General features: G+C 64.4%; 20 protein-coding genes and 3 pseudogenes. 11 read left to right on the forward strand and 12 right to left on the reverse strand.

Annotated features, from left to right (window positions below):
- Positions 1–345 precede the first annotated feature (345 nt).
- The 3 genes from JVH1_RS38115 to JVH1_RS38125 are packed head-to-tail and all read right to left on the reverse strand — an operon-like array spanning position 346 to position 4068.
- Positions 346–2553 (reverse strand): xanthine dehydrogenase family protein molybdopterin-binding subunit, encoded by a 2208-nt coding sequence (locus JVH1_RS38115; protein ID WP_009478433.1) that lies wholly within the window; start codon positions 2551–2553, stop codon positions 346–348.
- Entirely contained in the window at positions 2550–3539 is a 990-nt protein-coding gene (locus tag JVH1_RS38120) for a xanthine dehydrogenase family protein subunit M (protein ID WP_043781343.1), read from the reverse strand. Before JVH1_RS38120 ends, JVH1_RS38115 begins: the two co-directional genes overlap by 4 nt.
- Positions 3526–4068, reverse strand: a complete 543-nt coding sequence (locus tag JVH1_RS38125) for a (2Fe-2S)-binding protein (protein WP_009478435.1) — start codon at positions 4066–4068, stop codon at positions 3526–3528. Before JVH1_RS38125 ends, JVH1_RS38120 begins: the two co-directional genes overlap by 14 nt.
- Positions 4069–4294: 226 nt before the next feature.
- Between JVH1_RS38125 and JVH1_RS38130 the strand changes: the two are divergent.
- Positions 4295–5060: pseudogene (locus JVH1_RS38130) on the forward strand (IS701 family transposase); the annotation flags it as partial.
- Positions 5061–5239: 179 nt separating this feature from the next.
- On the opposite strand, the gene JVH1_RS38135 reads toward JVH1_RS38130, so the two are convergent.
- On the reverse strand, positions 5240–6058 hold the full coding sequence (locus tag JVH1_RS38135) for a type 1 glutamine amidotransferase domain-containing protein (protein WP_157174059.1): 819 nt from the start codon (positions 6056–6058) through the stop codon (positions 5240–5242).
- 14 nt (positions 6059–6072) lie between these two features.
- Positions 6073–6330 (reverse strand): hypothetical protein, encoded by a 258-nt coding sequence (locus tag JVH1_RS38140; protein ID WP_371113113.1) that lies wholly within the window; start codon positions 6328–6330, stop codon positions 6073–6075.
- A gap of 52 nt (positions 6331–6382) precedes the next feature.
- On the opposite strand from JVH1_RS38140, the gene JVH1_RS38145 reads away from it, so the two are divergent.
- Positions 6383–8029, forward strand: a complete 1647-nt coding sequence (locus JVH1_RS38145) for a protein kinase (protein ID WP_083849846.1) — start codon at positions 6383–6385, stop codon at positions 8027–8029.
- On the opposite strand, the gene JVH1_RS38150 is transcribed toward JVH1_RS38145, so the two are convergent.
- Both JVH1_RS38150 and JVH1_RS38155 read right to left on the reverse strand, forming a co-directional pair.
- On the reverse strand, positions 8007–8441 hold the full coding sequence (locus JVH1_RS38150) for a LytTR family DNA-binding domain-containing protein (RefSeq protein ID WP_009478441.1): 435 nt from the start codon (positions 8439–8441) through the stop codon (positions 8007–8009). The genes JVH1_RS38145 and JVH1_RS38150 overlap by 23 nt on opposite strands.
- A 1065-nt stretch (positions 8442–9506) precedes the next feature.
- Entirely contained in the window at positions 9507–11048 is a 1542-nt protein-coding gene (locus JVH1_RS38155) for an ATP-binding protein (RefSeq protein ID WP_009478444.1), read from the reverse strand.
- A gap of 296 nt (positions 11049–11344) precedes the next feature.
- On the opposite strand from JVH1_RS38155, the pseudogene JVH1_RS38160 reads away from it, so the two are divergent.
- Together JVH1_RS38160 and JVH1_RS38165 are read left to right on the forward strand one after the other, a co-directional pair.
- Positions 11345–11476, forward strand: a pseudogene (locus tag JVH1_RS38160) (helix-turn-helix transcriptional regulator); the annotation flags it as partial.
- Positions 11477–11944: 468 nt separating this feature from the next.
- Positions 11945–13714 (forward strand): MOSC and FAD-binding oxidoreductase domain-containing protein, encoded by a 1770-nt coding sequence (locus JVH1_RS38165; protein ID WP_043781312.1) that lies wholly within the window; start codon positions 11945–11947, stop codon positions 13712–13714.
- Positions 13715–14292: 578 nt separating this feature from the next.
- Here the strand turns inward: JVH1_RS38165 and JVH1_RS38170 are convergent.
- Positions 14293–14835: an ABATE domain-containing protein gene (locus JVH1_RS38170; RefSeq protein WP_083849847.1), complete on the reverse strand. Its 543-nt coding sequence runs from the start codon at positions 14833–14835 to the stop codon at positions 14293–14295.
- Between the two features lie 150 nt (positions 14836–14985).
- On the opposite strand from JVH1_RS38170, the gene JVH1_RS38175 reads away from it, so the two are divergent.
- From JVH1_RS38175 to JVH1_RS38200, 6 genes are all read left to right on the forward strand, one after another.
- Positions 14986–15432, forward strand: coding sequence for a VOC family protein (locus JVH1_RS38175; RefSeq protein WP_009478448.1), 447 nt, complete (start codon positions 14986–14988; stop codon positions 15430–15432).
- Between the two features lie 92 nt (positions 15433–15524).
- Positions 15525–16337, forward strand: a complete 813-nt coding sequence (locus tag JVH1_RS38180; protein WP_237735263.1) for a pyridoxamine 5'-phosphate oxidase family protein — start codon at positions 15525–15527, stop codon at positions 16335–16337.
- 923 nt (positions 16338–17260) lie between these two features.
- Complete coding sequence (locus JVH1_RS38185; RefSeq protein WP_009478450.1) at positions 17261–17611, forward strand: cupin domain-containing protein; 351 nt, start codon at positions 17261–17263, stop codon at positions 17609–17611.
- The gene (locus JVH1_RS38190) at positions 17608–18807 is read left to right on the forward strand and encodes an FAD-dependent monooxygenase (RefSeq protein WP_009478451.1); all 1200 of its coding nucleotides are present in this window, start codon (positions 17608–17610) and stop codon (positions 18805–18807) included. Before JVH1_RS38185 ends, JVH1_RS38190 begins: the two co-directional genes overlap by 4 nt.
- A gap of 41 nt (positions 18808–18848) precedes the next feature.
- A complete protein-coding gene (locus JVH1_RS38195) occupies positions 18849–19778 on the forward strand; it encodes a fumarylacetoacetate hydrolase family protein (RefSeq protein ID WP_009478452.1) in 930 nt (309 codons plus the stop codon).
- Positions 19779–20019: 241 nt separating this feature from the next.
- Positions 20020–20199, forward strand: coding sequence for a hypothetical protein (locus JVH1_RS38200; RefSeq protein WP_009478453.1), 180 nt, complete (start codon positions 20020–20022; stop codon positions 20197–20199).
- Positions 20200–20252: 53 nt separating this feature from the next.
- Here JVH1_RS38200 and JVH1_RS38205 read toward each other — a convergent pair whose 3' ends face one another.
- Together JVH1_RS38205 and JVH1_RS38210 are read right to left on the reverse strand one after the other, a co-directional pair.
- Positions 20253–21020: a glucose 1-dehydrogenase gene (locus tag JVH1_RS38205; RefSeq protein WP_009478454.1), complete on the reverse strand. Its 768-nt coding sequence runs from the start codon at positions 21018–21020 to the stop codon at positions 20253–20255.
- 110 nt (positions 21021–21130) lie between these two features.
- Entirely contained in the window at positions 21131–22147 is a 1017-nt protein-coding gene (locus tag JVH1_RS38210) for a zinc-dependent alcohol dehydrogenase family protein (protein ID WP_009478455.1), read from the reverse strand.
- A 399-nt stretch (positions 22148–22546) separates the two neighbouring features.
- Here JVH1_RS38210 and JVH1_RS38215 point away from each other — a divergent pair.
- Positions 22547–23433: pseudogene (locus JVH1_RS38215) on the forward strand (helix-turn-helix domain-containing protein).
- A gap of 123 nt (positions 23434–23556) precedes the next feature.
- On the opposite strand, the gene mihF reads toward JVH1_RS38215, so the two are convergent.
- Both mihF and JVH1_RS38225 read right to left on the reverse strand, forming a co-directional pair.
- A complete protein-coding gene (mihF, locus tag JVH1_RS38220; RefSeq protein ID WP_009478458.1) occupies positions 23557–23892 on the reverse strand; it encodes an integration host factor, actinobacterial type in 336 nt (111 codons plus the stop codon).
- 821 nt (positions 23893–24713) lie between these two features.
- Positions 24714–26324, reverse strand: coding sequence for an NAD(P)/FAD-dependent oxidoreductase (locus tag JVH1_RS38225; RefSeq protein WP_009478461.1), 1611 nt, complete (start codon positions 26322–26324; stop codon positions 24714–24716).
- Positions 26325–26472: the final 148 nt, after the last annotated feature.

Below are 26472 nucleotides of genomic sequence, written 5' to 3' on the forward strand. Positions count from 1 at the left end.
TGCCTGTGGTGGAGCTATTTTCGACATTCGCGTAGGCGTCGTTGACCTCGCCCCGGTGGGAAGCTCTTGGAGTGTAGGCGCGGGACCAGTTGCCCACCATCTGCCAGTGCCGGCGGCCGGGGCGACGACATGGCCGTGGTGTTCACGCCGGCGACCGGTCAACGGCGGCATCAAGGTGAACACGCCGGAGTAGGTGGCTCCGCGGAAGGACAGGGGCGCCAGACTGTGAGTGCCCCATCCCAACGCGCTGACGACGTGTGGAGTGCGAGGAGGGCACACCAACTTCGGCTTTGCAGGCCTCTCTTCAGCCACGAACACGGCTTGGGCAGATGGTCGTTCACGCACTCAGAGGAGTTGATCTAGGGTGATTGGCAGCGAGCGAATGCGCTTTCCGGTCGCGTGGAAGACGCCGTTGGCGATCGCCGCGGCAATGCCCACGAGTCCGACCTCGCCGACTCCCTTTGTTCCGATCGCAGTGGCTCGGTCGGGTTCGCCGACGAACAGGACGTCCATGTCGGGGATGTCGGCGTTGACGGATACGAGGTAGTCCCCGAAGGTTGCATTGGCGATACGTCCGGTGTCCGCGTCGGTGATCGTTTCTTCGAACAACGCCTGCCCGATCCCCCCGACGGTTCCTCCGATAATTTGGCTGGATGCGGTCTTTCGGTTCAGGATCCGTCCGCCGTCGATGGCGGAGACTATCCTGACTATCTTCAGTCGTCCCAGATCGGTGTCTACTTGGACCTCAACGAATTTGGCGCCGAAGGCACCGGTCAGTGCCATGCCGAGATCATGTGGTGCTGGTGGGGTGCTTGTTCCGTCGGCAGTCAATTCTTCGAGGGAGTTCCTGGCGAGGATGTCGGCGTAGGTCTCGTTCGCAGACGGCTCGCCCACTCGATGAATTCTGCCATCGGTGACGGTGACGTTCTCGACCGTGCTTCCTCGTAAGGGCGAGTCGGGGTCGTCGCGGACCAGGCCGACGAAGGCCTGAATGAGGTTCCGGCAGGCCGCGTGCACAGCGTTGCCCAGGGCGCTGGTGAGACCGGATCCGCCGGCCTGCGGCGAGAGCGGCATATCGGAGTCGCCGAGGTCGAAGCGGACACGGTCGATGTCCAGGCCCAGCAGTTCCGCGGAAAGCTGGGTCATCACCGTATACGTGCCGGTGCCGATGTCGATGGCTCCGCTGCACACGTAACCGGAACCGTCACGGCGAACCGATGCCCGGGCCTGGCACGGGGCTTGGTACCACGGGTAGGCGACACCGGCCATGCCGTAGCCGACGAGCCATCGGCCCTCGCGCATCGACCGGGGCTCGGCGCTTCGCCTGGACCATCCGAAGCGTTCGGCACCTTGGATGTAACACTCGCGCAGCGCGTTACTGGACCACGGAAGTCGTAGTTGCGGATTTTTCTCTGCGTAGTTGTGCAGACGGAAGTCCAGCGGGTCGATGCCGACCGCGTAGGCGAGTTCGTCGATGGCCGACTCGAGTGCAAAGTTCCCCTGGGCTTGCGCGGGACCCCGCATGGAGGTGGGACATGGGATGTTCAACCGTCGCTGCTGATCTCGGGTTGCGACGTTGAGGCAGGCGTAGGCGGTGGCGGAGCCCGAGGCGACCGGCTCGAAGTCGTCATCTTCCATTGCGACCGAGGAGGTGCTGCTGTGCTCGATGACGGTGAGGTCACCTTCGCGGGTGGCACCCAGTTTGATGCGTTGCACACTGTCGGGTCGATGCCCTACGGAGGTGAACATCTGCGGGCGGGTCAGCACCAGTTTCACGGGTCGGTGAATCTCACGCGCTGCGACGGCGGTGAGGACGGTGTGGGGCCACACCCGTAGGCCGGCGCCGAATCCGCCGCCCACATACGGTGCGAGAGCGCGGACTCCGCTCTCCGGTATTCCGAAGGTCGCCGCGAGCTGCCTCCGGACGTTGTGCGGCCACTGGGTCGAGTCACGGATGAGCAGGGTGTCGCCGTCCCAGTCTGCGAGGGTGCTGAACAATCCGAGTGGGTTGTTCGTGTTGTCAGGTGTCGTGTACGTCGCGTCGATCATCACGTCGGCCGATCTCGACGCGGCCTGGACGTCGCCGCGCTGGGTGTCCATGCCCCACGGGTTGTTCACGACGGGAGAGCGCGGATCGTCCATGTCCAGGACGGGGGTGGTCGTCTCGTACCTCACCTCGACGAGGTGGGAGGCGGCTGTCGCCTGTTCCGGAGTCTCGGCCACGACTACGGCGACGTGCTGGCCGTAGTGCAGAATGCGGTCGTCTTGCAGGGGAGGCGTCGCTGCCGCACCGAGGTCGGTCATCGGACCGCGCTGCAGTCGAGGGGCGTTCCGGTACGTGAGGACCAGGAGGACTCCCGGAGAGGATTCGGCAGCACGGGTGTCGATGTCGAGGATTCTTCCTGACGCAATGGTGCTCTGGACCAGCGCGGCATGACAGAGGTCGGCGGTCGCGTAGTCGTTGGGATACTTCGCGGTTCCGGTGACCTTGTGAGGCCCCTCGACACGGTCGATCCCCTCGCCGATGATCTTGTTGCTGCCGACGATCGTCATGTCGTTGGCCCCGACACCGTCTCCAGAGCGCGGACGACCGTGCGCTTGGCGAGTTCCACCTTGAAGGCGTTACCCGGCCGGGTCCGCGCACCCTCCACCGCGGCCTCAGCCGCGCGTCGGAATGTCTCGCCGGTGGTGGGTGCGCCGTGCAGAATCTGCTCGGCGGCGTGCGCCCTCCACGGCAATGTTCCTACGCCGCCCAGCGCTACGCGCGCGTAGCTGATCGTTCCGTCCTCGACCACCAATGCGACGGCCGACGAGGTCAGCGCGAACTCGTAAGAGGCACGGTCACGGACCTTGAGATAGTGCGACCGCGCTTTCGCGGGGAGAAGTGGTACGTCGACGCCGGTGATCAGCTCACCATGTTCGAGGACGTTCTCCTTGTCTGGGGTGTCCCCTGGCTGGTAGTAGAAGTCGGTCAGTGGGATGCTGCGCCCAAGTTCAGCTCCGCGGGTCTGAACTTCAGCGTCCGCCGCGACGAGGGCGACGGCGAGGTCGGATGGATGAGTGGCGATGCAGTGCTCGCTGGTCCCCAGAATGGCGTGCATTCGATTGCTTCCGTTCATCGCGGCACAGCCGGTGCCCGGTTCCCGCTTGTTGCATGCTGCTACCGCCGGATCGCGGAAGTAGCGGCACCGGGTGCGCTGCAGAAGGTTCCCACCGATGGTCGCCATGTTTCGCAGTTGCACCGACGCGCCCAGCAGGAGTGCCTCTCGTACGAAAGACAGGCTTACGCGCACCGAGGGTTCGGCTGCGAGTTCTTCCATCGTGGTCAGCGCACCGATATGCAGGATTCCGTCGTTGACGGCGACGCCGTGCACCGGCAATCTCGTGATGTCGACGAGCTTGGCCGGTACCAGCACTCCGTCTTTCATCAGGTCCAACTGCGTCGTGCCGCCGGCAAGAAAGCTGGAGTCCGGGTCGGCGGTGACCGCCGCTATGGCGTCGTCGATGTCCGATGCTCGGACGTACTCAAAGGTTCGCACTTCTCCCACCCGATCTTGCGACCTCGCGGATGGCGGCCACGATGTTCGGGTAGGCCCCACACCGGCAGATGTTGCCGCTCATGTATTCGCGAATGTCGTCGTCGGTGTCCGTGCGTCCTTCTTCCGACAACAAAGCGACGGCGGACATGATCTGTCCTGGGGTGCAATAGCCGCACTGATAGCCGTCGCACCGGACGAATGCGTCCTGTATAGGGTGGAGCCGACCGTCCACCGACACCCCTTCGACGGTGGTCACGTCTCGGCCGTCGCATTGCGCACCCAATGTCAGACACGACAGGACTCGCTTGCCATTGACCAGCACGGTGCACGCACCACAGGTGCCCTGATCGCATCCCTTCTTGGCCCCGGTGAGCCCCAGGTGATCACGCAATACGTCCAGGAGGGTTACCCGACTATCCATCGTCAATTCGTGGTCGGCGCCGTTAACTCTCACGGCGGTAACCACAGTGGGAATATCGTTCGGCGATCCGCCCAGGCTCAACGACTGGTAGTCCAATTCGTGGTCCACGAGAACTCGATTCGATCATGCGGTAACCACAGACGTGGCGGGGAGGAGGGGCTGTCCAACTGCCTCGACTTCTCCATTGATGCTAGGCCGCCCCGCCTACGTGGATCAATAGTGTGTCGGCCTCGCGCGGCGCCGTACGGGTCTGCCAAAACGTTTGAAGTGAGTGGCGCACCGCGTTGCGGTACACACCGATGCACCACTGCAAAAACGAGAGCAACTTGCCGGGGTGGAGAACTGCCAGGTCGGGGTGTTCCGCGCCTACGCGAGCTCAGCCGGGCACGCGTTGATCGGGAGCTCTACCTGCCCGAAATCGTGGATGTCCGACCGGGAACGCTGCCGGGCCACAGGGATTGGTGACGATGTGGAGTTCGCGACCAAACCCGTGCTGGGCGCAGCACATGATCGAACGCGCTTGATGCGCGGGTGCCGGTCTCCTGGCTCACCGTGGACGAGGTGTACGGGCAGGTGAAGTACCTGCGGGTCTGGCTCGAGGAGCGGGATGTGTCGTACGTGCTGGCCACTCGGCGTAACGACGACGTCTTCACCCGGACGGCCGCAGCGGCCGCGTCGACGAGATGATCGCCGCGGTCCCTGCGAAGCCGTGGCGCCGGATCTCGGCCGGCGACGGCGCGCACGGACCACGGGAATACTCCTGGGCGCGGGTGCCGATCCGGATCGCGTGGGCACCCGGGCGCGGGCACTGGCTCCTCGCCCGCCGATCGTTGTCGGACGCCACCGAGATCGCGTACTACATCTGTGCGGGACCCCGGCGTACCACGCTCACCGGACTCGCCACCGTCGCCGGGTCGCGGTGGCGGGTCGAGGAGTGCTTTCAGCAGGCCAAGAATGAGGCCGGACTGGACCAGTATCAGGTGCGCACCTACCGGGCCTGGTATGCCCACACCACCTTCTCGATGCTCGCGCTCTCCTGGCTGGCTGGCACGAAACCCCAAGCGGTAAAAGGGGGATCGGTGTCGCCGAACAGGGCATGATCGACTACACGGCACCCGAGATCCGGCGGCCACTCGTGCATCTGATCGTGCGACACGCCCACCCCGACGAGCATGTCTGGTCCTGGTCCCGCTGGCGACGACGCCGACAGCGCCAGGCCCGCTCCTGCCATTACCGAACCCGCGGGCACCTGCCATAAGTGCCGTTGCAGTATTAGGCCTTACCCTGCGACGGCCCGATACTTTGCGACCGCCCGATCCAGCGTCTTCACCAACAGTTCGGCGAAGGGACCGTCGGAGAATGGGTTTTGCCCTGTGATGAGTTCTCGGTCCTGCATCACATGCGGCTCGAAGAGACCCTTGTTCTGCACCTCACCGCCGGCGGCCGTCAGCGCATTTGCCGGATAGAACACCACCTCGTCCCCGTTCAGGATGTTCTGCTCTGCCCATTTCTCCTCATCGTTGGTGAAAACGGTCATCCGGTAGCCGTTGTATTGCCAGTCCGCGGCCGCTGCCTTGGCGGCCTCTGCATCACCTTCGACGAGTGCTTGCCTGAACTCTTTGGCCTTCGGCATGGCTGCCGTAAGGGCGACTGGGCCGTGGCAGAGAACCGCGGTCGTCTTGGCTTCGGTGTGAAAGTGACGGAGGACCTCCCCTAGATCAGGGTCCTGCATCAGGTCGATCATCGGTGGGTGACCGCCCGGCACGAATACCGCGATGTAGCCATCCAGCCCTCCCTCGATTACTGAACGGATCGAGGGCGGATTCTGAAGGCCAGGGCTGGTGGCAACGAACTCGATGGCCTTTTGAAGCTCCGCTTCGCTACCGCCGAAGTAGTCGGCCTTGAGTGAGAACTGTTCGACGACGGGCGGCGTCCCCTTCGGGGTCGTGAGGAGGACCTCATATCCAGCGTCGATGAGCGCCTGAGCCGGGATTGCAAGCTCGTTGAGGTAGTAGCCAGTCGGATCCTTCCGGCCGCTTTTCAGTTCGAATGTGTCGCTGCTGGAACCGACGATCAACACGGTGCCCTTGGTGCTCATTCCGTCTCCCTTGTTCATTGTTCTCGCCTTGATTTTCTGTGTTGCGCCGACTTGCGCGGAGCTTGTGATGGGTTGATGATCGAACGACCATTGATATAAATAGTCGCGGAAAAACGGCCCGACGTCGCCACCGCCAGCAGGAGCTTGCGGATGCAACCAGCCGCAATCGCGATCTTCCAGGTAACTGCAATTCCATGACCGATCGATGTGTGCGAGACCGTGTCATGGCATGTCGGGCCGGACACCGATGACGTATTCTCGAAGTCGATCACTTCCACGGTGATCGGGCGCTGTTCTCACGGACGGGGAAACTCGGGGTCGACGATGACCGAATTCCATCCTCCGGCGACGCGGTCTGATCCGCTCTCGGCGATTGCGGTAGAGCTGGCCGCGGCCGGCTTCGACGATGCCCACGAAGTCGGACGCGGCGGTTTCGGAGCGGTCTATCGCTGCTGGCAGCGCTCACTCGAGCGCACTGTTGCCATCAAGGTACTCACTGCCGCCGCACTCGACTCGGACGATCTCGACCGATTCCTGCGTGAACAGCACGCCATGGGCAAACTGTCCGGGCATCCCAATATCGTCAGCATCTTCCAGAGCGGCACCACGGAATCGGGCGTGCCCTACATCGTGATGCAGTACCACCCGCGCGACTCCCTCGGCGCGCTGATCCGCGACGCCGGCCCGTTGAGCTGGCAGGATTCACTGCACATCGGCATCAAAATCGCCGGGGCACTCGAAACGGCACACCGACGAGCCACCCTCCACCGCGACATCAAACCCGCGAACATCCTGCTCACCGAGTACGGAGAGCCTCAACTGACCGACTTCGGCATCGCACGAATCGCGGGTGGCTTCGAGACGGCCACCGGCCTCGTCTCCGGTTCCCCCGCGTTCACCGCACCCGAGGTACTCCACGGACAGACCCCCACACCGGCCTCGGATCTCTACAGCCTCGGGGCCACGCTCCTGTGCGCGCTCAACGGTCACTCGGGCAGCGATCGTCACCGAGATGGGGAAACGGCCACTCGAGCACCACACACCACCGACGCGGCAACATCCGATTCGGCGCTGTCCGATTCGACGCACACCGACATACCCGCCGACGTGCGCTCCGCCATCAACCACGCGATGGCGGCCAACATCGAGGATCGGCCCGCGACCGCCGCCGAGTTCGGGGAGGAATTGCGACGAATTCAGCGCCGCCACGGCCTGCCCGTCGACGACATGGCCGTGCCCACCGACATCGGCGACGACCACGCCCGCGAACACCCGCAGTCGGCGCGGGCACGGGCGAGTTCCAAAAGCGGCCCGGTGACAACACGGCTGCGCGTGATCCTGGCCGACGACGACGTCCTGCTCCGCGAGGGCGTGGCGAGCCTGCTCACTCGCTCCGGCTTCGACGTCCTGGAACAGGCAGGCGACGCAACCACACTCCTCGACCTCGTCCGGGAGCGCGCCCCCGACCTGGTGATGGTCGATATCCGGATGCCCCCGACCCACACCACCGAGGGGCTCGACGCGGCCCGGGCGATCCGCGACGAATTCCCCGAGGTCGGCATCCTGGTCCTGTCGGCGCACGCCGAAGTCGAACACGCGATGGAGCTACTGGCCAGCGGCCGGGGAATCGGCTACCTGCTCAAGAGCCGCATCACCGACGTGGACGACTTCATCGATACCCTCCAGCGCATCGCCGCGGGGGCCTCCGTCGTCGACCCCGCGCTGGTTCAGGAGTTGGTCTCCGCCCGCAGGCGCAACGACCCGCTCGCCGCGCTCAGCGCGCGGGAGCGGGAGGTACTGGCCCTCATGGCGGAAGGACGTTCCAATTCCGGCATCGCCCACCGACTGTGGGTCACCGCGGGCACCGTCGAGAAACACGTACGCAGCATCCTCACCAAACTGAACCTCCCGGAGACCGGCGACGATCACCGACGAGTCCTCGCGGTCGTCACCTTCCTCGAGGCCCGCTGACCGGAGCCACCCGCTCTCCGTCGGTTCCGTCACCGGCGCCGAGCAGATCCCGGACTGCAGCGGCTGACAGATCGGACTTCGACACGAACCCAACAGCCGGGCTCACCGAGATCAGTTCGGCCAGGTCCTGCTCGGCGTGCGTGGAAATCAGGATCACCGCTGACGGGTGCACCTCGTCGTCGAGCCGCTCCGCGAGTTCGAATCCACTTTCCGCGCCGAGTTCGACGTCGACCAGGATGACGTCGGGCTGTAGCTCCACGGCCGACCGGACCGCGTCGGCGGTGTTCGACGCCGTGCCGACGACCGTGATGCCCTGCTGCTCGAGCAGACGCCGGGCAGTATCCGAAAAACGTGGGTTGTCGTCGACGATCAGGCACCGTAGACGACCGAGCTGCAACACCATGACGTTCATGATCGACCTCGCACTCCTGGTACGCATTCCGGGTAGCAGGAAAAGGTGTCCACGCCGAGGGTCCCGTAGGTGGTGACGGCACCAAGCCGCCCCGTACCCGCTGCCGACAGCCGGTGCCACGCCGAATCAAGGCCTCGAGGTGAGCCGAAACGCCCCGGCCGCGTTGATCGCAACGTGGTTACCGGCCACTCGTGGAACCACACACCGAGTTGCTAACGCAGCGAGGCGTCGACTCGACCACTGCCACCGGTTGTGATGACCTGCGCTGTCTAACTCCCTTGAGCGGTAGATATGGCCAACCAGGATATTTCCGTCGCGTTCGCTGCCTGCCGGAAGATCGAGTCGCTCTACGGGCCCTTTCGTACGTACTCCCGGTCTGGGAATGGGGTGGTGCAAGGCACGCTCAGTTACCACGCACCGTGACCGCCGAAGTGGCCGAAGTGGCCGTGGTGGCCGAAACCACCGAAACCGCCGAACTCCCCTGGGAAGTGGTGCACATCCGGCCGTCCGGGTCCGAACGGCCCCGTCGACCCCGGCCAGCCCCAGGGGAAACCCGAATCTGGTACGTCTGTTACGGGACCCGCATCCGGGACGATTCGAGCGGCAGGCGTAGCCCCTGTATCGAGCGATGTTGCGGCGGAAGCAGTTCCGGCACCGAGGGCGATCAGGGGTGTGATCGTGGCTGCGGCAATTGCCACGCGGATTGCGAACCTGTTCATTGTTCAAACCTTCATTTCTGTGTTGCGCCGCCTTGTGCGGAGCGTGTGATGGGTTGATGATCGAACGACCATTGATGTAAATCGTCGTGCAACGGCGGCTCCACGTCGCCACCGCCAGCAGGAATATGCGGAGACCACCAGCCCCAATCTCCGTCTTCCAGGTAGCTGCAATCCTGGCGATTGCAGTAGAGCCAACCGCTCGCAGCTGCGCTCGACTCGGACAACACCGAGGAGTCATTTGGGCGATATTGCCTCACGATGTAGGGCCAACCCGATTCCCTGGCACCGCGTTAATGCCCCGACAGTTTGCCCACGGCGGAATCCACCGGGGCAGGCTTCCCTTCGGTCACTCGCCGGCGACCGGGATGGTGATGTCCAGCGTGGTCCCGTGACCGGGCGGACTCGTGATCTGCATGTGGCCGCCGAGTGTCTCGACGCGGTCCTGTAAGCCGATGAGCCCGGAGCCCGCACCGGACGAGGCACCGCCGACGCCGTCGTCCCGGATCACGAGATCGAGGGTGTCGTCCTCCGCCCGCAGGGACACGTCCACCTCGGAGGCGTGGGCGTGCTTGGCGGCATTGGTGAGCGCCTCGGCGACCACATAGTAGGCGGCGACCTCGACCGATTCGGTGAACCGGCGTTCGACGGCGATATCGAGGGAAACGGGGACAGCCGAACGACGGGCCAGCGTCCGCACAGCCGACCCCAGCCCGCCCTTCGACAGGATCGCCGGATGGATCCCGTGCGAGAGTTCCCGCAGATCCTCCGACACACCCTTGAGCCCGGAGGCGATGGCCGACAGCTGCTCCTTCACGTCCTGCCATTCGACCGGCACCGACGCTTCTGCCAAGCGCACCTCGAGGCCCAGCGACACCAACCGCTGTTGGGCCCCATCGTGCAGGTCACGTTCCAGGCGACGGCGCGCCTCGTCGGCGGCCGCGACAATCCTGGCCCGTGAGGCGATCAGTTCGGCACGGGTCACAGCATTGGCGATCGCGGTCGCGACGAGATCGGCGAAGTCGCCGAGTCGTGCCTCGGTGTCCGCGGGCAGCGGCTCGGTGCCCCGCGATCCGACGATCGCCGCGCCCCACACCCGTTCGTCGACGACGATCGGGACTCCCACGATCGAACCGAAGCCCTCGGCACGAATGCGAGTAGCAACTGCCCCACCGACGTGTGCGTGGTTGTCGATCCTGGCGCCGTGGCCGGTGCGCAACACCATCGCCCCGACGTCGCCGCCCTCCGTCGAGATCCTGTCCCCGGTGCCGGGCATCCGAGTTACCCCCGGCTCGTATCGAACGGCGACCAGCGTCCCGGTGCCGTCCCCCTCGTAGCGAAGCAACACGGCGTCGACCACATACAGCCAGAGCGCCAGTTCTTCGGCCACCGCCGTGAACACCTCCGGAGGGCTCACCCCACGCGCCGCCAATGTTGCCACCCGCCGCAGTGAAGCCTGGTGTCCGGCGAGGATGCTGAGCTCGTCCCGGCTCGCCTCCGCCTCCCGGCGGCGCAGCACCGCCTCCGCGGTGCGCAATCTGGCCTGACCTGCCATGAGGTTGGCCACCAGCGCAACGGGCAGGAACACCACAATGGCCACCCAGTCGCCGGCTTTGGTCGGAATCAGGGCCCCCTCCACCTGCAGGTGAAAATAGGCGTAGACGACGGCGCTCACCAACGTCGTCATCACCGACAGCGCGAATCCCCACCGAGCCGAGACCACCAGAACGCCGAGCAAGAACACCGCACCGAATGCGTTTTGCGGCGCGACCTTGTTCAGCTGGTGCACCACAACGGTTTCCATGGTGATCACGGTGGCGGCGACCACGATCCCCAGCCACAACGGCGGGGTGGTCGGACGCACCAGGAGCGATATCAGACGCGCAGGCATCTGGTGCGCGTCCGCATCGGAAACCGCCCGTGGGGACGCTGCGCCGCGCCGGGACAGCGCTCCGATTGACCGCCGTGACCACTTTCGCGTCATCGTGCATGCTCGGATCAGTCGTGGAGTTCTCGGACAGACCTCGATGAACATCATATCGAGCTGCCGGTCCCATCCAATCGAGTCAGTCCTGCTCCGACCACATGGCCCGCGCTAGACGATATGGGTGACCGCCGGCCTGAGCTGGGGGTTGCGGGCCGGGGCGCCTCACCAATGTTCGTGGGTTACCGAGCGGGAATCCCCCGACGAACAGAGGTATCGTCGACAAAAAGGTGATCTCACCGCGTACCCAAGGACACGTCGAGCACGTCCTCACCAAACGCGGATTCATCTCACGCGCACAAATCGTCGCCTGGGTCGTTGACCAGTCCACGTCAACCCGGTCCGGCGAGGAAAACTGGAACCCAACAGCTTTGCGACGGCCCCAGCACACTGAAGCAACCGAGCAAACCGTCGAGGAAAATATGCCCGATCACCTCATGTGCTGCGACGGTCGATGCTACGGTGAGCGGCCGATTCTGTGTGACCCCATGCAGAATCGGCTCGACTTCCACACTGTCAATCGCAGCGTAGGCAGCGGCCGCGCTTTCCGGTCACTTCATCTTCCTCAGGCCGTCAGGCGCGAAAGGCACGGCGCCCCGGCCAGCTCTTCGCGCCGACCGTTTGGTGCGCGACCGATACGGGTACTGCATGGCGGAGGTAGATGAACTGCGTAGCAGCTTCACCCGGACCCGGCGGTCTGTACTCAGAGTTGTATGACCGGGATCGGGCGGTCCAGGCGCGCCGAGTGTGCCCGCAGCGATCCGAACAACCCGCCGGGAGAGTTTCATGAAGAGGCGAGGATATTGACTACTCTGATTTCCCTGAATGTCGGACTGCCACAGGATGTTTCCTGGCGTGCGCGAACCGTGTACACGGGTATTTGGAAGAAGCCGGTGGACGGCCCGCGGATGGTGCGACGACTCAACATCGACGGTGACGGGCAAGGGGATCTCGGCGGGCACGGCGGCCAGCACCGTGCGGTGCTGGTGTACCAAACCGATTCCTACCGGTACTGGGAACAAGAACTCGGTCGCGAGGTCCTCGAGCCCGGTCAGTTCGGGGAGAACTTCACCGTCGACGGGTTACCCGACGACGAGGTGTGTATCGGGGACCGCTATCAGATCGGTGAGGCCGTATTCGAAGTCAGCCAACCCCGCGTGACGTGTTATCGCGTGGGTCTGCGCATGGGGGAGCCCCGTATGGCCGCACTCCTGGTGTCGCATCGCCGACCGGGGTTCTACTTCAGGGTGATCACCGAGGGTGAGGTGCAAGCGGGTCAGGAGATCGTCAAGATCGAATCGGGCCCCGAAGGGGTCACGGTTGCGGATATCGATGCACTGCTCTACCTCCCCGGCCACCCTCGGGACGGGCTCGCACGCGCCCTCCGCGTCCCGGCGCTCAGTCCCGGCTGGCAAGGTTCGCTACGGAGCCTTCAGGAACAGGCCGACCGTGGGGCGGCCGGGGCACCGGGCAACACCGGCTTGACTGCCGCCGCCACCAGTCCGCCACCGGCATGGACCGGGTTTCGCCCGCTGACGGTCACCGGCATGCAGGCCGAGAGCCGCAGCGTGTTCTCCCTTTCCCTGGCCGCCGCCGACGGCTCGCCGCTCCCGACCTGGCTCCCCGGCCAATCGATCACACTGCGCCTGCCGCCGACATCGGGGAATGCCCCCCTGGTGCGGAATTACTCGCTGTCGAACCGGCCGGGCTCGAGCCGGTACCGGATCGCGGTGAAACAGGAGCCGCACGGCGCGGCGAGCGGCTACCTGCGCGCGCACGTGAGAGTCGGTGACACCCTCGAGGTGGCCGCCCCGCGCGGCACGTTCTTCCTCTCCGACACTGACGAGCCGGTGGTGCTCGTCTCCGCCGGTGTCGGCGTCACCCCGGTACTGGCGATGCTGCAATCACTGGTCGCGGCGCGATCGGCCCGGCGGGTGTGGTGGGTGCACGGAGCCCGCGACAGCGCGGAGCACCCGTTCGCGAAAGAAGCTCGAGTGCTTGTGAACCAGCTCGCGCACGCTCGTGCCCACATCTGCTTCAGCCGCCCCTCGAGCACCGATCGACAGGGCGTCGACTACACCTCGAAGGGCCGGCTCTCCGCTGCCCTGATCGCCGACCTCGGTGTGCCGTGTGAGGCGGATGCGTACCTGTGCGGTCCCGCCACCTTCATGACCGACCTCACCGCGGTGCTCGCGGACCACGGTCTGGATCCGGACCGCATCCACGGCGAGACGTTCGGCGCGGGAGCCGCGCTCACACCCGGCATCGCCGTCTCGTCGTCGACGCCGCCGCACCCACCCACCGGGCCCCCGGGATCCGGGCCCGACGTGTCCTTTTCTCGCAGCGGCCTCACCGTGCCGTGGAACCCCCGTCACGGAAGTCTGCTCGACTTCGCCGAAGCCTGCGACGTGCCGACACGCTGGTCGTGCCGCACGGGTGTGTGTCACACCTGTGAAACCGCGGCGTTGTCCGGAGATGTGCGCTACGACCCCGAACCGGTCGAACCTCCCGCCGCCGGCAATGTTCTGATCTGTTGTTCACAGCCGACGGACAGCGTGGTCCTGGACCTGTGACGGTGTGAACCGGCTCCGTCATCCGACACCCGGAGCGGTTCGCTACAGGACTTTGAGCAGCCGTTCGGCCAGCACGGCTGCCGAGGCCGGGTTCTGCCCGGTGAACAGGTTGCGATCGACGACCGTATACGGTTTCCACATCTCACCCTTGGTGAAGTCGACTCCCAGATCGATGACTTCGTCTCCACCAACCAGCCGGCCTTCGGTCCGAGCCCGTTGTTGCTTCGTTTTTGAGCTGACTCGACCAGGTGTAGCTCTGTTCGGGCGGTCAAGTCCCGGACCATGGAGTCGAAGTGCTCGAGACCTCCGCCGCGCACCGCCGCCTTTCTGGCCCGCTCGGCCCCGTCGATCATGATCCATCTTCCGTGGTGCCGTCCGGGGCGCACTCCGCGGGTAGTGCGTCGTTACTACAGGCGTGTCATGTACTGCGGTCCGGCTGTTTTGCGCGCCCGACCGGGGCCACTTCAGACTGCCAGAGCCAGCGTCCATTGATCCGGAATCGCAATGGTCAGGTGGAAACATCCCTGTTGTACGAGTAGGAGTCGGTTCCATCTCTGGCAATGACGACCCGGGCATATTCAAGATGATTGGTTCGATTGACGAATCCTTGCGTAGTGCCGGGCCGCGCGGGCTCGATTTCCGCAGCCATGCGAGCACCATTCTCGTCTGGGATGGTCCTTGATGAAGAAGAGTACGCAACCAGGCCCCTCGCAGGCTCTCAACTTACACCGTAAAGTCCCGCCGAACAGATCGACCGCCGACGACGCGATAACGGAGAGCGCATGGTCAAGTGACCGGCCACTGGTGCATGGCTCTGAATGCAATTCAGGTTCGATACGTAGCTCACGCCATTGAGGGACTCCCCCTGCGAATTCATTGAGAGCACTGACGGCATCAGCGTCGAGGGGGGACCGCTTCACGATCGCGGAGGCGATCGCCCTGATTGCATCTCTAAGTCTCAGTGTGGCGGTCAGGTCCCCATCTGTTACTTCATCTACTTCTATCCGAACGTCACGTAACCATGTCGCTAGATGCTCAGGCTTCTGTAAGCCTTCGCGTGGACGTCCGCGCGAGGCGTAAGCCGTATTGGCCAGTTCGATCGCGATCGGCTCGCCGAGCAGCGGTGCTCCACCTGAATGCTCGTCCATGTCGTCGATGGTATCGAACGCACTCGTTCGCGCTTCTAATGGTTCCAAACGGTTGACACCGTCAGATATTGGATCTAGGCTTCTAACGGTTGAATCACACTCAAGCATTAGAATTGGAAGGCAATGGCGACGCTTCAGACCGGCCACGTAGGGCTCAATGTCACAGATCTGGCCCGATCAGCATCGTTTTACCAGCGAGTTCTCGGGATGAGCGTCATCGGGGAACAGACAGCGGGTGATCGCCGGTTTGCATTCCTCGGCCTCGACGGCACGTTGATGCTGACGCTCTGGCAGCAAAGCTCAGGCGCATTCGATGCTGACGTTCCCGGCCTGCATCATCTCTCCTTCCAAGTACCTGACATCGATGCCGTACGTAGGGCGGAAGCGGTGGTGCGCGAACTTGGCGCAAAAATGTTCCACCAAGGTGTTGTTCCTCATGGCGAAGGCATCGCATCCGGCGGCATCTTCTTCAGCGATCCGGATGGAATCCGTCTGGAGATTTACGCACCGGCGGGGGCGGATATCGCCCCCGCCCCCATCGCGGATGCACCAACCTGCGGATTCTTCTAGTGGATCACGTCGGCGAGCAGACAGTGCAGGCGAGAGTTGGTGTGCGGGTTGCTCCCTGGGGGTCCGCGCATGTCTCGGCTAATATTCCACCCGTGGCTGCTAATTTCTTACTACACCAGCCAATGATCGTAATTGGCGCAGCGGCCGATGACGGTTCTCTGTGGGCCAGTCTGCTCGCCGGGCGTGAAGGGTTTGTCACAGCAATCGACGATAGAACTATCGTCGTCGACGCACTTCCTGGAATGTTCGACCCTTTGTCAGAGCTGTTTGATGTAGAGCGTGAAATCGGAATTCTTGCGATCGATCTTGGGACCAGGCGGAGGATGCGGATCAACGGGCGAGCACACACGGTTGGGGCTCAACTAGTGGTGCAGACGGATCAGGTCTATGCGAACTGTCCTAAGTATATTCAGGTTCGTGGTGTATCGCGCACAGAGTGTTTCGACCCGCAGGTTCACCGCACAAAGCTGCTGACTGATAGGCAACGGACGCGGATCACAGAGGCTGACACCTTCTTCATAGCCACAAGCGCCACCGGGCTGGGGGCCGATGTGTCGCATCGAGGAGGCAACCCCGGTTTCGTAACAGTGTCGAGCAGTCGCAGACTGTCCTGGCCAGACTATTCCGGCAACATGATGTACATGACGCACGGCAATCTTGAACTCGATGCTCGCTGCGGTCTCCTTTTTCCAGACTGGGAGCGTGGTGGTGCATTGCATATCACTGGCCGAGCCTATGTGGATTGGGATCGCAGCCGTGCGGATGCTGTTCCAGGTGCACAACAGATGGTCGACTTCGATGTTGAGCAGGTAATCCAAGTCGATGAGGCCTACGCACTCCATTGGTCGTTTGGGGAGTATTCGCGGTTCAACCCCCCTTCAGTTCTGGAACCTAGCTCCCCATAATTTGACGGCGTCTGCGCTGTTCGTGCATATATGACAGGGGAGGCCAGGGACTGCCCCCGATTGTGGTTTAGGTCCTCGGCGGTTCGGCTGGTGGGTGTGCGGCCGAGGTCGCGTCCTCTGAGGCGGTAACTGTCGCCGTTGAGGGAGATGACATCGGCGTGTTGCACTTGCGGTCGATCATTCGTCGAGGCCGCGACCTCGTCGCCGAAGACCATGAGGAATTCGTCGCCCCCGATCCGGGCCACGGTGTCGCTGGGGGCGCCACCGACTGCAGCTGTTCGGCCCACGGGCGTACCCCCGCCCGGGATCGGCGGCTCGTTCGCGCCGAACCCAACTCCCTGCCGACCCCATCTGCCCGAATGTTACTGTGGCACATCACCAATTACCGTTCGCGTCGCGGCGTTTCTCGGTGCGGAACAACGTGGCCAGCCGGCCCAACGGGTGCCGTTACAAGTCATAGCAACGATCTACGATGTCTTCGCCTGTGCGCTAGCCGATCTGGTCACCGTGCCCGCCACGCGGACGCTCGACGTAAGAAGACTCATCGGCAGCCAACGACCCAAGCGAGCCCGGATGATCCCGCGATGACTGACCGAGCTGACGATAGTCGGCCACGTGGGTCGCCGGTGACTGCAACTGCGCCCGCTGCGGCCGGGTGATGGGCAAACCGTGGGTGCGCTGGCCGTTGGTCGGCGAGATCGCCGGCGCACTTCACCTTTCCGTGAACACAGTTCGCTCCCACCAGCGGACGCCCGAACGAGGAAGCCGACCAGAGTGCCGCACCACGCTCGCGATCCGAACGGCTCTACGGGCAGGGTTCCGGGATCGTCCCGATCACCGGATCCGTTGTCGCCGAGCACACCTGTCCGCATTCGCCGCTGACCGTCTATCGGTGGGCGGACACCACCGCGGCGCTGTTGGCGATGCTCGAATTGACCGGCACCGGTCACGCCCAACTGCGTTTCCGTGACCCCACCCGCAATCGGGATGTCATGCCGACGCTGCGCTGCGAGATGCTCCGGCTCCTCGCCGGGGTGAGCACCCCAGCCGATCGGCAGACCGGCTCCCGGGTTTGCGCGGTCCTGCGCGGCAGCGGCAGGGTCGACATCGGAGAGAAGACCTTCACCCTGTCCGCCGGCGACGTCTTCGTCGTGCCCTCCTGGGCCACCCACCGGCTGACGGCCGACCACGACCTCGACATCTTCACCACCAGCGACGCGCCCGTCCTCGAAGCGCTCTCCCTCTACCGCAGTGAGCAGGTCCAATCCTCATGACACCCAGCCATTTCGAGACCCTGATCATCGGAGGCGGCATCGGCGGTCTGGCGACCGCACTCGCACTCGCCCAGACCGGCCGCCCCGTCCAACTGGTCGAGCAGGCCTCCGCATTCACCGAAATCGGGGCGGGTCTGCAGATCGGCCCGAACGCCACCCGCGCCCTCGACCGTCTCGGCCTGCTCGACGAACTCTCCGCGGTCGCGGTGCATCCGCACAGCGCGATCGTGCGCGATGCCCTCACCGGTGAGGTGCTCACCGCCTTGGACTTCGGCACCGCGTTCCGCGCCCGCTACGGATACCCGTATTTGGTCGCGCACCGCAGCGACGTTCTCTCGATCCTGCTGCATGCCTGCGAACGTGAACCGCTGGTGACCCTGGAAAACAACCGCACCGTGCAGACGGTCGCCGACACAGAGCGCGGTGCGGTCATCTCTTTCGCCGACGGTGACGAGTACACGGCCGACCTCGTGGTCGGCGCGGACGGCATCAAGTCGAGGGTCCGGCAACTGCTCGACATCTCCGAACCGGTCTTCAGCGGGCACATCGCGTACCGCGGCGCCATCGACATCGACCAGGTCCGCACTGACATATCCACCGACGACGTCGTGTTGTGGATAGGCCCGGGCATCCACCTGATGCAGTACCCGGTGCGCCGCGGCGAGCTGTATAACCAGGTCGCGGTGTACGAGAGCCCCCGCTACGCCGCGGGTCGCGACGACTGGGGGCACCGCGAAGAGTTCGACGAGATGTTTACGCCCGCCTGCGAGAGCGTCCGCAACGCGGTCGCCCAAATCGATGCCAGCCGCGCCTGGCCGGTCTTCGACCGCGACCCGATCAGCACCTGGAGCACCGCGCACACCGTACTGATCGGCGACGCCGCCCACGCGATGCTGCAATACCTCGGGCAGGGGGCTTGCCAGGCCCTCGAGGATGCGTTGAGCCTGTCCCGATCCCTGGCGGCATTCCCCGACGATCTCACCCGAGCATTCAAGACCTACGAAGGAGCTCGCGTCCCGATCACCAGCAAGTGCCAAACCGTGGCGAGGCCCTGGGGACGGACCTGGCACACCGACGACCCGGCTCTGCTCGCCCTGCGCAACCGTGTCTTCCGCATGCGCGCCGCCGACGATTACACCGACCTCGACTGGCTTTATGCCGAACGACCCAGCGACCTGGGACCGCTACGCACCTGATACCAACCGACCACCGACCGTCACCCAGCAGAAGGAAATCCATGAAGATCCTCAGCTATCGCACCGCCACCGGCCACGACAGCGTCGGCGCCCTGGTCTCCGATGACACGCTCGTCGACCTGAGTTCGCTGATTCCCGCACCCGCCTCCGGTGTAAGCCCGATCCGTCTACTTCTGCAGGCCACCGAGGGCCGCCTGCAATTCCAGGACACCGAGCTGGCCGGCCGCGAACGCATCGCGCTGGACACCGTCACCGTCGCCCCGCTCGTCGCCGACCCCACCAAAATCATTGCCGCACCGGTCAACTACCGCGACCACCAGGCAGAAATGATGGAGGACTATCACATCGACGCCCTCGGTGTCTTCCTCAAGGCCCCATCGTCTGTCATCGGGCACGGCGAGACCATCCGGTTGCCCTACACCGACCGCCGCTTCGACCAGGAGGGCGAGCTCGCCCTGGTCATCGGCCGGACCACCGAGAACGTCTCGATCGACAACGCCCTCGCCGCCGTTGCCGGCTACACCTGCTTGCTCGACATCACCATGCGCGGTGGCGAAGACCGCTCCACCCGCAAGTCCTTCGACACCTTCACCCCCGTCGGCCCGTATCTTGTGACCCCCGACGAAGTCGGCCCGCTCGCGTCGTTGCAGCTGCGGACCCACGTCAACGGCACCCTCCGCCAGGACGCCGATATCGCGGACCTGATCTGGGGTGTGCCTGAACTGGTCAGCTACGCCTCGTCAGTGATGACCCTGCATCCGGGGGACATCATCACCACCGGAACTCCCGCCGGTATCGGACAGATCCACGACGGCGACACCGTGAGCGTCGAGATCGATCGCATCGGTGCGCTCACCGTCACCGTCAGCGCCGCCGGCGCGGTGGCGTGCCCGACGAAGGGCGCCGTTCGCGGCCCCAAGCCCCCAGCCGAGATCACCCCCGTCCGCAGCCGGGTCAGCCCCGAATCCTGATCGGCAGCTCCCCCCGATGCCGTCCGCGGTGGGCTGTATCGGGCGTACCGAACTGGCGTTGGTTTCGTACCGGACCGCCAGTGCTCCGGCCCGAAGGGAAGTGTTGCGTTACAAAGCAAGTACTTCGCCATCATCGGGTGAGATCGCTCGGGCGTGCGAGCAACGCTCCTGACCACCGCAACCACGGTCCGAGCCACGCGCCCGCGGACGCCCGACGCTGAGCGACGACCATCTCCGGGAGGTGGTCCGCGCCTATCTCGACAAAGCCACCCGTGGCACCGGACTCACCCGCCGGCTCGCTACGCGATTCGACCGGCCGGAAGCAACCATCTCCGACTGGATCGGCGCCGCGCGTCCGACGAGGATTTCGCAGCGCCGGGAGCCGCCGGGCGTCGGGGCGCATCCGCAGGCCCCCACCTGAACACACCGTAGATCCTGCCGGACCGATACCCCCGGCCCGGCTCGGGTGGCCGGTCAGTGAGCGGTGAAGCCGCCATCGACTGGAAGGGCGACGCCGACTATTAGGCTGGCACCGGGACTGCACAGCCAGAGGACAGCTGCTGCAACTTCGTCCGCACGCCCCAGTCGGCCGATCGACTGTTCCTTCATGATCTCAACCATGGCGTGGGGCTGGCTGTCGAGCATGGCTGCGACTATGGGGGTGTCGATCGTTCCCGGGCACACTGCGTTGACTCGGATACCTCTGGGGGCGTACTCGACTGCGACGCTTTTGGTAAGCCCGATCACGCCGTGCTTGGACGCGTGATACGCGGCTCGTTCAGGCAGTCCCACGAGTCCCCCCAACGAAGAGCAGTTGACGATGGCGCCGCTGCCCTGTTTCCGCATTTGGCGAAGCTCGTGCTTCATGGAGGCCCACACGCCGCGCAGATTGACTCCGTTTACGCGGTCGAAGTTCTCGGCCGTCTCATCGGCCGCATCACTAGGAGGCGCCTGGATACCGGCGTTGTTGAACGCCATGTCCAGGCGACCGTACGTCGCGACCGCACGTTCGACCATCGCAGCCGTTTGATCCTCGTCCGTGACGTCGCAGGCGACTCCGATTGCCTGGTGGCCGGATGATGTCAGCGTCTCGGCGGCGGTTGCCACGGCGTTCTCGTCGACATCCGCCAGCACGACGGCGGCGCCGGCCTCGGCGAAGGCCCTGGCTGTCGCAAGCCCCATGCCTGATGCTGCGCCGGTGACCAGTGCCACCTTGTTCTCGAAGTCGTATATCGGGTTCATAGTGCGGGTTGCTCCAATCATCGGTCGGCGTGACGCCGATCGGTCAGTTGCGCTGTGGGGTGAGGGGCAGGGCGCGAGGTCCGTGGGTGCCGTGTCCGATGCGCTGTATGTCAGGGCCGCAGCAGGGTTTTGATGGCACGGCGTTCGTCCATCGCGCGGTAGCCCTCGGCGACCCGCTCCAGGGGCAGTGTCAGGTCGAAGATCTTGCCCGGGTTGATACGGCCGGTAAGGACGCGGTCGATGAGATCGGGCAGGAATCGGCGCACGGGAGCGGGGCCGCCGCGCAGGGCGACGTGCGAGAAGAACAGTTCTTCGCCGGCGAGGCTCACACCGTGGGGGACGCCGACGAAGCCGATGTTGCCGCCCTGGCGGGTGGAGTGCAGTGCCTGCTGCATGGACTCGCTGGTGCCGACGCACTCGAGGACGGCGTCGGCGCCGACACCGCTGGTCAGGTCCTTGATGCGGGTCACCCCGTCGCCGCCACGTTCGGCGACGATGTCGGTGGCGCCGAAGTGGGTCGCCAGATTCTGGCGGGAGGCATGGCGGCTCATGGAGATGATCCTCTCGGCGCCGAGTTCTTTGGCCGCGAGCACTGCAGAGAGGCCGACTGCGCCGTCGCCGACGACGGCAACGGTCTGGCCGGGTTTCACTTCTGCGGCGACGGCGGCGTACCAACCGGTGCCCAGGACGTCGGAGCAGGCCAGCAAGCTCGGGACGTGTTCGTCGCCGGGCACCTCGGGGGTGGCGACGAGGGTGCCGTCGGCCAGCGGGATCCGCACATACTCGGCCTGACAGCCACCGATGAATTCGCCGTGCGCACAGCCGCTCTGGTAGCCGTGCCGGCAGTTCGGGCAGATGTTGTCGGAGGCCATGAACGAGCCGATGACGAATTCGCCCGGCTTCACCGATCTGACGTCAGCGCCGATCTGTTCGACGATTCCGACGTATTCGTGGCCGAACGGGGTGGGCGCGCTCACCTTGTTGATGCCGCGGTAGTCCCACAGGTCCGAGCCGCATACGCAGGTGGCAGTGATTCGCACGATGGCATCGGTCGGGTACACGATCGTCGGCTCGGGGCGCTCCTCGATGCGGACATCGCGCGGAGCATGAAGGACAGTTCCTCGCATGATGGGGTTCCTTTCTGCGCCGAGCTCACGTGGCTGGGGCGCGGCGAGTTGGTCGGTCTACGGTCTGGTGTGTGGCCGACGGGATCGACTGCCGTCCATTGGCTACCAGACCGGTTGGCGACGACCCCTTTGACGACCGGCAGCGCGCAGAGAAGACCTTCGGCCATCCGGCGTAGAACGCCAGTTGGGTAAGCGTTTTGGACGCCTGAGCTTGGGTACGACCGCTATTCATGGCGCGGCTGAGGTGATCCGAGACCTGGCCGACCTGACCGAAGGAAACCTGCGCGCTGTCCTCGTCCGTACCTAGACAACCGCAGGCTGCGCATTTGTGACAGGGGCCGGTTATCCATGTACTGGCAGTACACCCCTGCTTCCCGCGCGAGGCCTTAACCTGGCTGCGTGGACAGTACCGAGGACATCCGCGAATTCCTGGCCACGAGGCGGGCCAGGATCACACCGCAGCAGGTAGGGCTACCGGTGTACGGCAGACGCCGAGTGCCCGGATTGCGCCGCGAGGAAGTGGCAGCGTTGGCCGGTGTCAGTGTCGACTACTACGCCCGCCTCGAACGCGGCAACCTCACCGGGGTCTCCGACAGCGTGCTCGAGGCCATCGCCCGTGCACTACAGCTCGACGAAGCCGAGCACACCTACCTGTACGACCTGGCTCGCGCCGCGAATCCCACACCGCGTACCCGACGGCGTCCCACCCGGGGCCCGCGGATCAGTCCCAGCGTCCAGCGTGTCCTGGCCGGGATGACCGATGTACCCGCCATCATCCGCAACGGCCGCTTGGACATCCTGGGAGCGAGCCAGCTCGGATACGCCCTCTACTCCCCCCTCTACGACGACCCGAGGCGGCCGGCCAACTTTGCTCGATTCGCGTTCCTCGATCCGCAGGCGCACGATTTCTATCCCGACTGGGAAGATTCCGCGAACGTATCGGTGACCCTGTTGCGGACCGAAGCCGCCCGCAATCCCCGCGATCGCGGACTCCCGACCTCATCGGTGAACTGTCGACCCGCAGCGGGGATTTCCGTCAACGCTGGGCGGCCCACGACGTTCGACTACACCGAACCGGGTCCAAGCAGTTCCATCACCCCGCTGTCGGGGACTTCACGCTCACCTACGACGACCTGCAGCTGTCGGCACCCATCGGACTGACCATGAGCGCCTACACCGCTGAACCTCAGTCACCGTCCGAAGATGCGCTCAAGCTCCTCGCGAGCTGGGCCGCAACACTGGACCGGACCGACGAACAGGCCCACACCGACGGCATCAACGGCTAGAGATACGGGAACCGTCGTTGGTGCTCAAAAAATTGCGGTCACGTTCTGGCGTCAGCGACCGGCGCGTGGAACCTGCAGTCCAGTTGCGGCCTTCGTATGGCTCATTTGGCCACCGCGATGATCTCAGCCACCCCGGTCCCAACGGCGGGTGGTGATGCCCAGCAGGTCCTGGCGCTGCTTCGCGCTGAGTCCGCCTATTCGCTGGTTGTCGGCAATAGACAGCTCCTTGAGGATCTGACTAGCCCACACCGCATCCGCCCCCGGAAGCGCCTTCATCAAGGCGCTCACCCAAGTCTTGCTCACGATCGCGTTGGTTTCCGCGTGCTCGAGAACGTCGGAAACCGTGAGCTGTCCGGTCTGGACTGCGAGAAGAATATCGCGCCGTGCCTTCCGGATCGCGGCGGCCTTCGCCCACGCCTCCGCACGTTCCTCGGAGGTCAATGCAGGTACGTCCGCCAACTACTCCCTCCTCATCACTTCGATCGACCCGAAACACATCCGGAGTTCGCCGCCCCTGACCTCTTCAGCCGTTCGCGCGCATCCTGGCGGGACGTGATATACCGCGGTCGATCGGGAGGTCCTCGGTGTCGGCAAGGACTAGGAGTGAGTGCGACCGCCTACCGAGCACTGGCGCCCAATCATGCCTGCGCGCATCGGTACCGGTGATGTCCGCGTTATCCTCGACGACCACACCGGTCGCCGCCGCCTCCTTGTCCGCGGACCGGCACCCACGCACCCACTGTCAACTCAGCAAGGTGCGCGAGCACCGTCGCGCGTCACCTGTGGTCACGATCGTTACGTCTTCGACTCCGGCTCCGCACTGGTCGGCAGCGTCTGGCCGCGCGCGGCGCGCCCCGGTCGCTGATCCCTCCCCCATGCCGAATGCGACCGGGACCGCGAGCGCCATCGAAATCAATGCGGCACCTGCATCGACGACCAGCCGGAATGCCCCAGCAGCACAGGCGATGTTTTCTCGGCACCACATCAGCAATCGCCTCTCGTGAATTTCGCCGCATGCGGCATTTGTCACTCCAAGCGCTTTACCGGATTCTTAGAACCGATCCGAAACAAATTGGGCTGTTCGCCTGCGTGATCGACCACGGAACCTGCCTTACCGATCAGTATCGGCAGTCCGGAAATCGTTATGCGCAAGCTGTTCTTACGGCCATCGATGGATACCGCTGACTGATCGATCGGCACATTTCCGGCCACCAAGACGAGGACTCCCGCCAGTAGGTCAAAGTCAGGACCACCCGGCTCATCTCGACGTCTGGCTTCGATCAGGCGAATTTCGACAGATAGCGACTGACGCGGGTTGATGACAACTTTCCGGGGAGTCCGGACACCGAACCCCCGGGATGCGTGCCTGCGCCTCCGAGGAAGAGACCTTCGACAGGAGTGGTGTACCCTCCAAGTCCCCACGCCGGACGTAGCGGCCCGGTGCGCGTGAGCGAGATATCAACGTGCACAATGCTGCCCTTCCAAGCTCGAGTCCTCGCCGCCATCTGATCTGGGCTTTCGACCCAGCGTCCGATTTCGTGGTCGGACAGTCCCCCGAGGAAACGCTGCGCCGTGTCGATTGTCAGCTTCTCGGCGGGACCTGCGAGCGGGGCCCATCCTTCTCGTGGCGCGACCGGCATCGCTGGGTTGAAGAGGTAGACGCTGTCTTGCCCCTTGGGCGCCTGTGTGGGGTCAACTGCTGTCGTGATGCACGCCCACATAAACGGGTTGCCGGGAAGTTCGCCGCGTGCCGCCGATTCGAACGAGGATACGATGTCTTCTTCTGTTCCGTAGAGCAGCACTGGTTGACGAAGGTCAACATCCGAATGGGTGTGGTGCGGAACGGTGGCGCGGCCAGACAAGGCCAAGTCCACTTTGAACGGACTCGCTCCGGTTGCATTCGCCGGTATGTGATCAACTCGAGCGAGCGTCCGACGATCGAGAGTCCCCTCTGGTACGAGCTCACGCAGAGTAGTGTGCGGATCCGCCGTAGATAGAACGGCCTGTGATTTGATCGTTTGCCCGTCTGCCAGAACAACTCCCGCCGCCCGGCCGCTCTCCATCAGAATCTCCGATACCGGTGTACCTGTAACAATCTTTCCCCCGGACTCACGGAAGGACGCCGCGACGGCGTCGATAAGCGATTGCATGCCGCCGGCAGGGCGGCTGACGCCATATTCGTGGAGTAGGCCTACAAGAACGAAGGACATCGCTGAACCATCAGCCGCTACTGGACCGGCGCCAGCAGCGAGGCCCAAAAGTGCAGAGCGCACAGCCGGGTGCTCGAATCGCTCCGCGACAATTTGTACGGCACTAGCTGTCGCCAGGCCGACCAGATCGTTGACATGCCGTCGGTTGCCGATTGCGGCTGTCAAGATTCGACGCAGTTCTTTGGGGTCGGGCCTCAAGGGATCCATACGCATGGCCGGCACCGCGACGGCCAAAAAAGCCCTGAGCAGGTCGGTAAATTCGATGTAGGCGTCCGCATCATCGGCCGAGAAGCGGCGAATGTCGGCGGCCGTCCGCTTGGGATCCCGCCAAAACACCAGGGACCGACCGTCGGTATGTAAGTACGCATAGGTGGCGTCCGACTCGATCGTTCGAAGACCGTGGCGATGGAGCTCCAGATCGCTGATAATTGATGTCGTGCGCATGAAGATGATGTCCACGGCGCACGGGTGGACAGTGTGCTCGGGGGCCGACTCGATCAGCCTGCCCGACGTTGTCATGCCCCCCAAGGAATTGCCAGCTTCGACGACGGTGACGTTTTTGCCTTGTCGAGCGAGGTATGTCGCACCGATCAAGCCATTGTGGCCGCCACCGATAACGACGACGTCGGTATCGGCTTGCTGGTCGGGATGCGTTGGGCGAACTTTCGTCTTACGGAACATTGCGGGGAACCTTTCGTCATAGCGGTTGTTGCCCAGGTGGTGGGCGGTACGTCGACAGATCGACCTTCGTCAGGTGAACCGCTGTACTCAAGAGTCCCGCAAGTGTCCCTGATTCTGAATGGGGTTAAGGAGCTTCGAGGGGTCGTAC

This window comes from Rhodococcus sp. JVH1 (genome assembly GCF_000280725.2).
Classification (GTDB): Bacteria; Actinomycetota; Actinomycetes; order Mycobacteriales; family Mycobacteriaceae; genus Rhodococcus_F; species Rhodococcus_F jostii_A.

What these genes read in the sequence shown, in the direction of transcription:
- JVH1_RS38190 (WP_009478451.1), top strand. Translation starts at nt 17,608, where the DNA reads ATGACACCCAGCCATTTCGAGACCCTGATCATCGGAGGCGGCATCGGC.
- JVH1_RS38150 (WP_009478441.1), bottom strand. Translation starts at nt 8,441, where the DNA reads ATGAACGTCATGGTGTTGCAGCTCGGTCGTCTACGGTGCCTGATCGTC.
- JVH1_RS38225 (WP_009478461.1), bottom strand. Translation starts at nt 26,324, where the DNA reads ATGTTCCGTAAGACGAAAGTTCGCCCAACGCATCCCGACCAGCAAGCC.
- JVH1_RS38145 (WP_083849846.1), top strand. Translation starts at nt 6,383, where the DNA reads ATGACCGAATTCCATCCTCCGGCGACGCGGTCTGATCCGCTCTCGGCG.
- JVH1_RS38185 (WP_009478450.1), top strand. Translation starts at nt 17,261, where the DNA reads ATGCTCGAATTGACCGGCACCGGTCACGCCCAACTGCGTTTCCGTGAC.
- JVH1_RS38210 (WP_009478455.1), bottom strand. Translation starts at nt 22,147, where the DNA reads ATGCGAGGAACTGTCCTTCATGCTCCGCGCGATGTCCGCATCGAGGAG.
- JVH1_RS38175 (WP_009478448.1), top strand. Translation starts at nt 14,986, where the DNA reads ATGGCGACGCTTCAGACCGGCCACGTAGGGCTCAATGTCACAGATCTG.
- JVH1_RS38115 (WP_009478433.1), bottom strand. Translation starts at nt 2,553, where the DNA reads ATGACGATCGTCGGCAGCAACAAGATCATCGGCGAGGGGATCGACCGT.
- JVH1_RS38155 (WP_009478444.1), bottom strand. Translation starts at nt 11,048, where the DNA reads ATGCCTGCGCGTCTGATATCGCTCCTGGTGCGTCCGACCACCCCGCCG.
- JVH1_RS38195 (WP_009478452.1), top strand. Translation starts at nt 18,849, where the DNA reads ATGAAGATCCTCAGCTATCGCACCGCCACCGGCCACGACAGCGTCGGC.
- JVH1_RS38135 (WP_157174059.1), bottom strand. Translation starts at nt 6,058, where the DNA reads ATGAGCACCAAGGGCACCGTGTTGATCGTCGGTTCCAGCAGCGACACA.
- JVH1_RS38205 (WP_009478454.1), bottom strand. Translation starts at nt 21,020, where the DNA reads ATGAACCCGATATACGACTTCGAGAACAAGGTGGCACTGGTCACCGGC.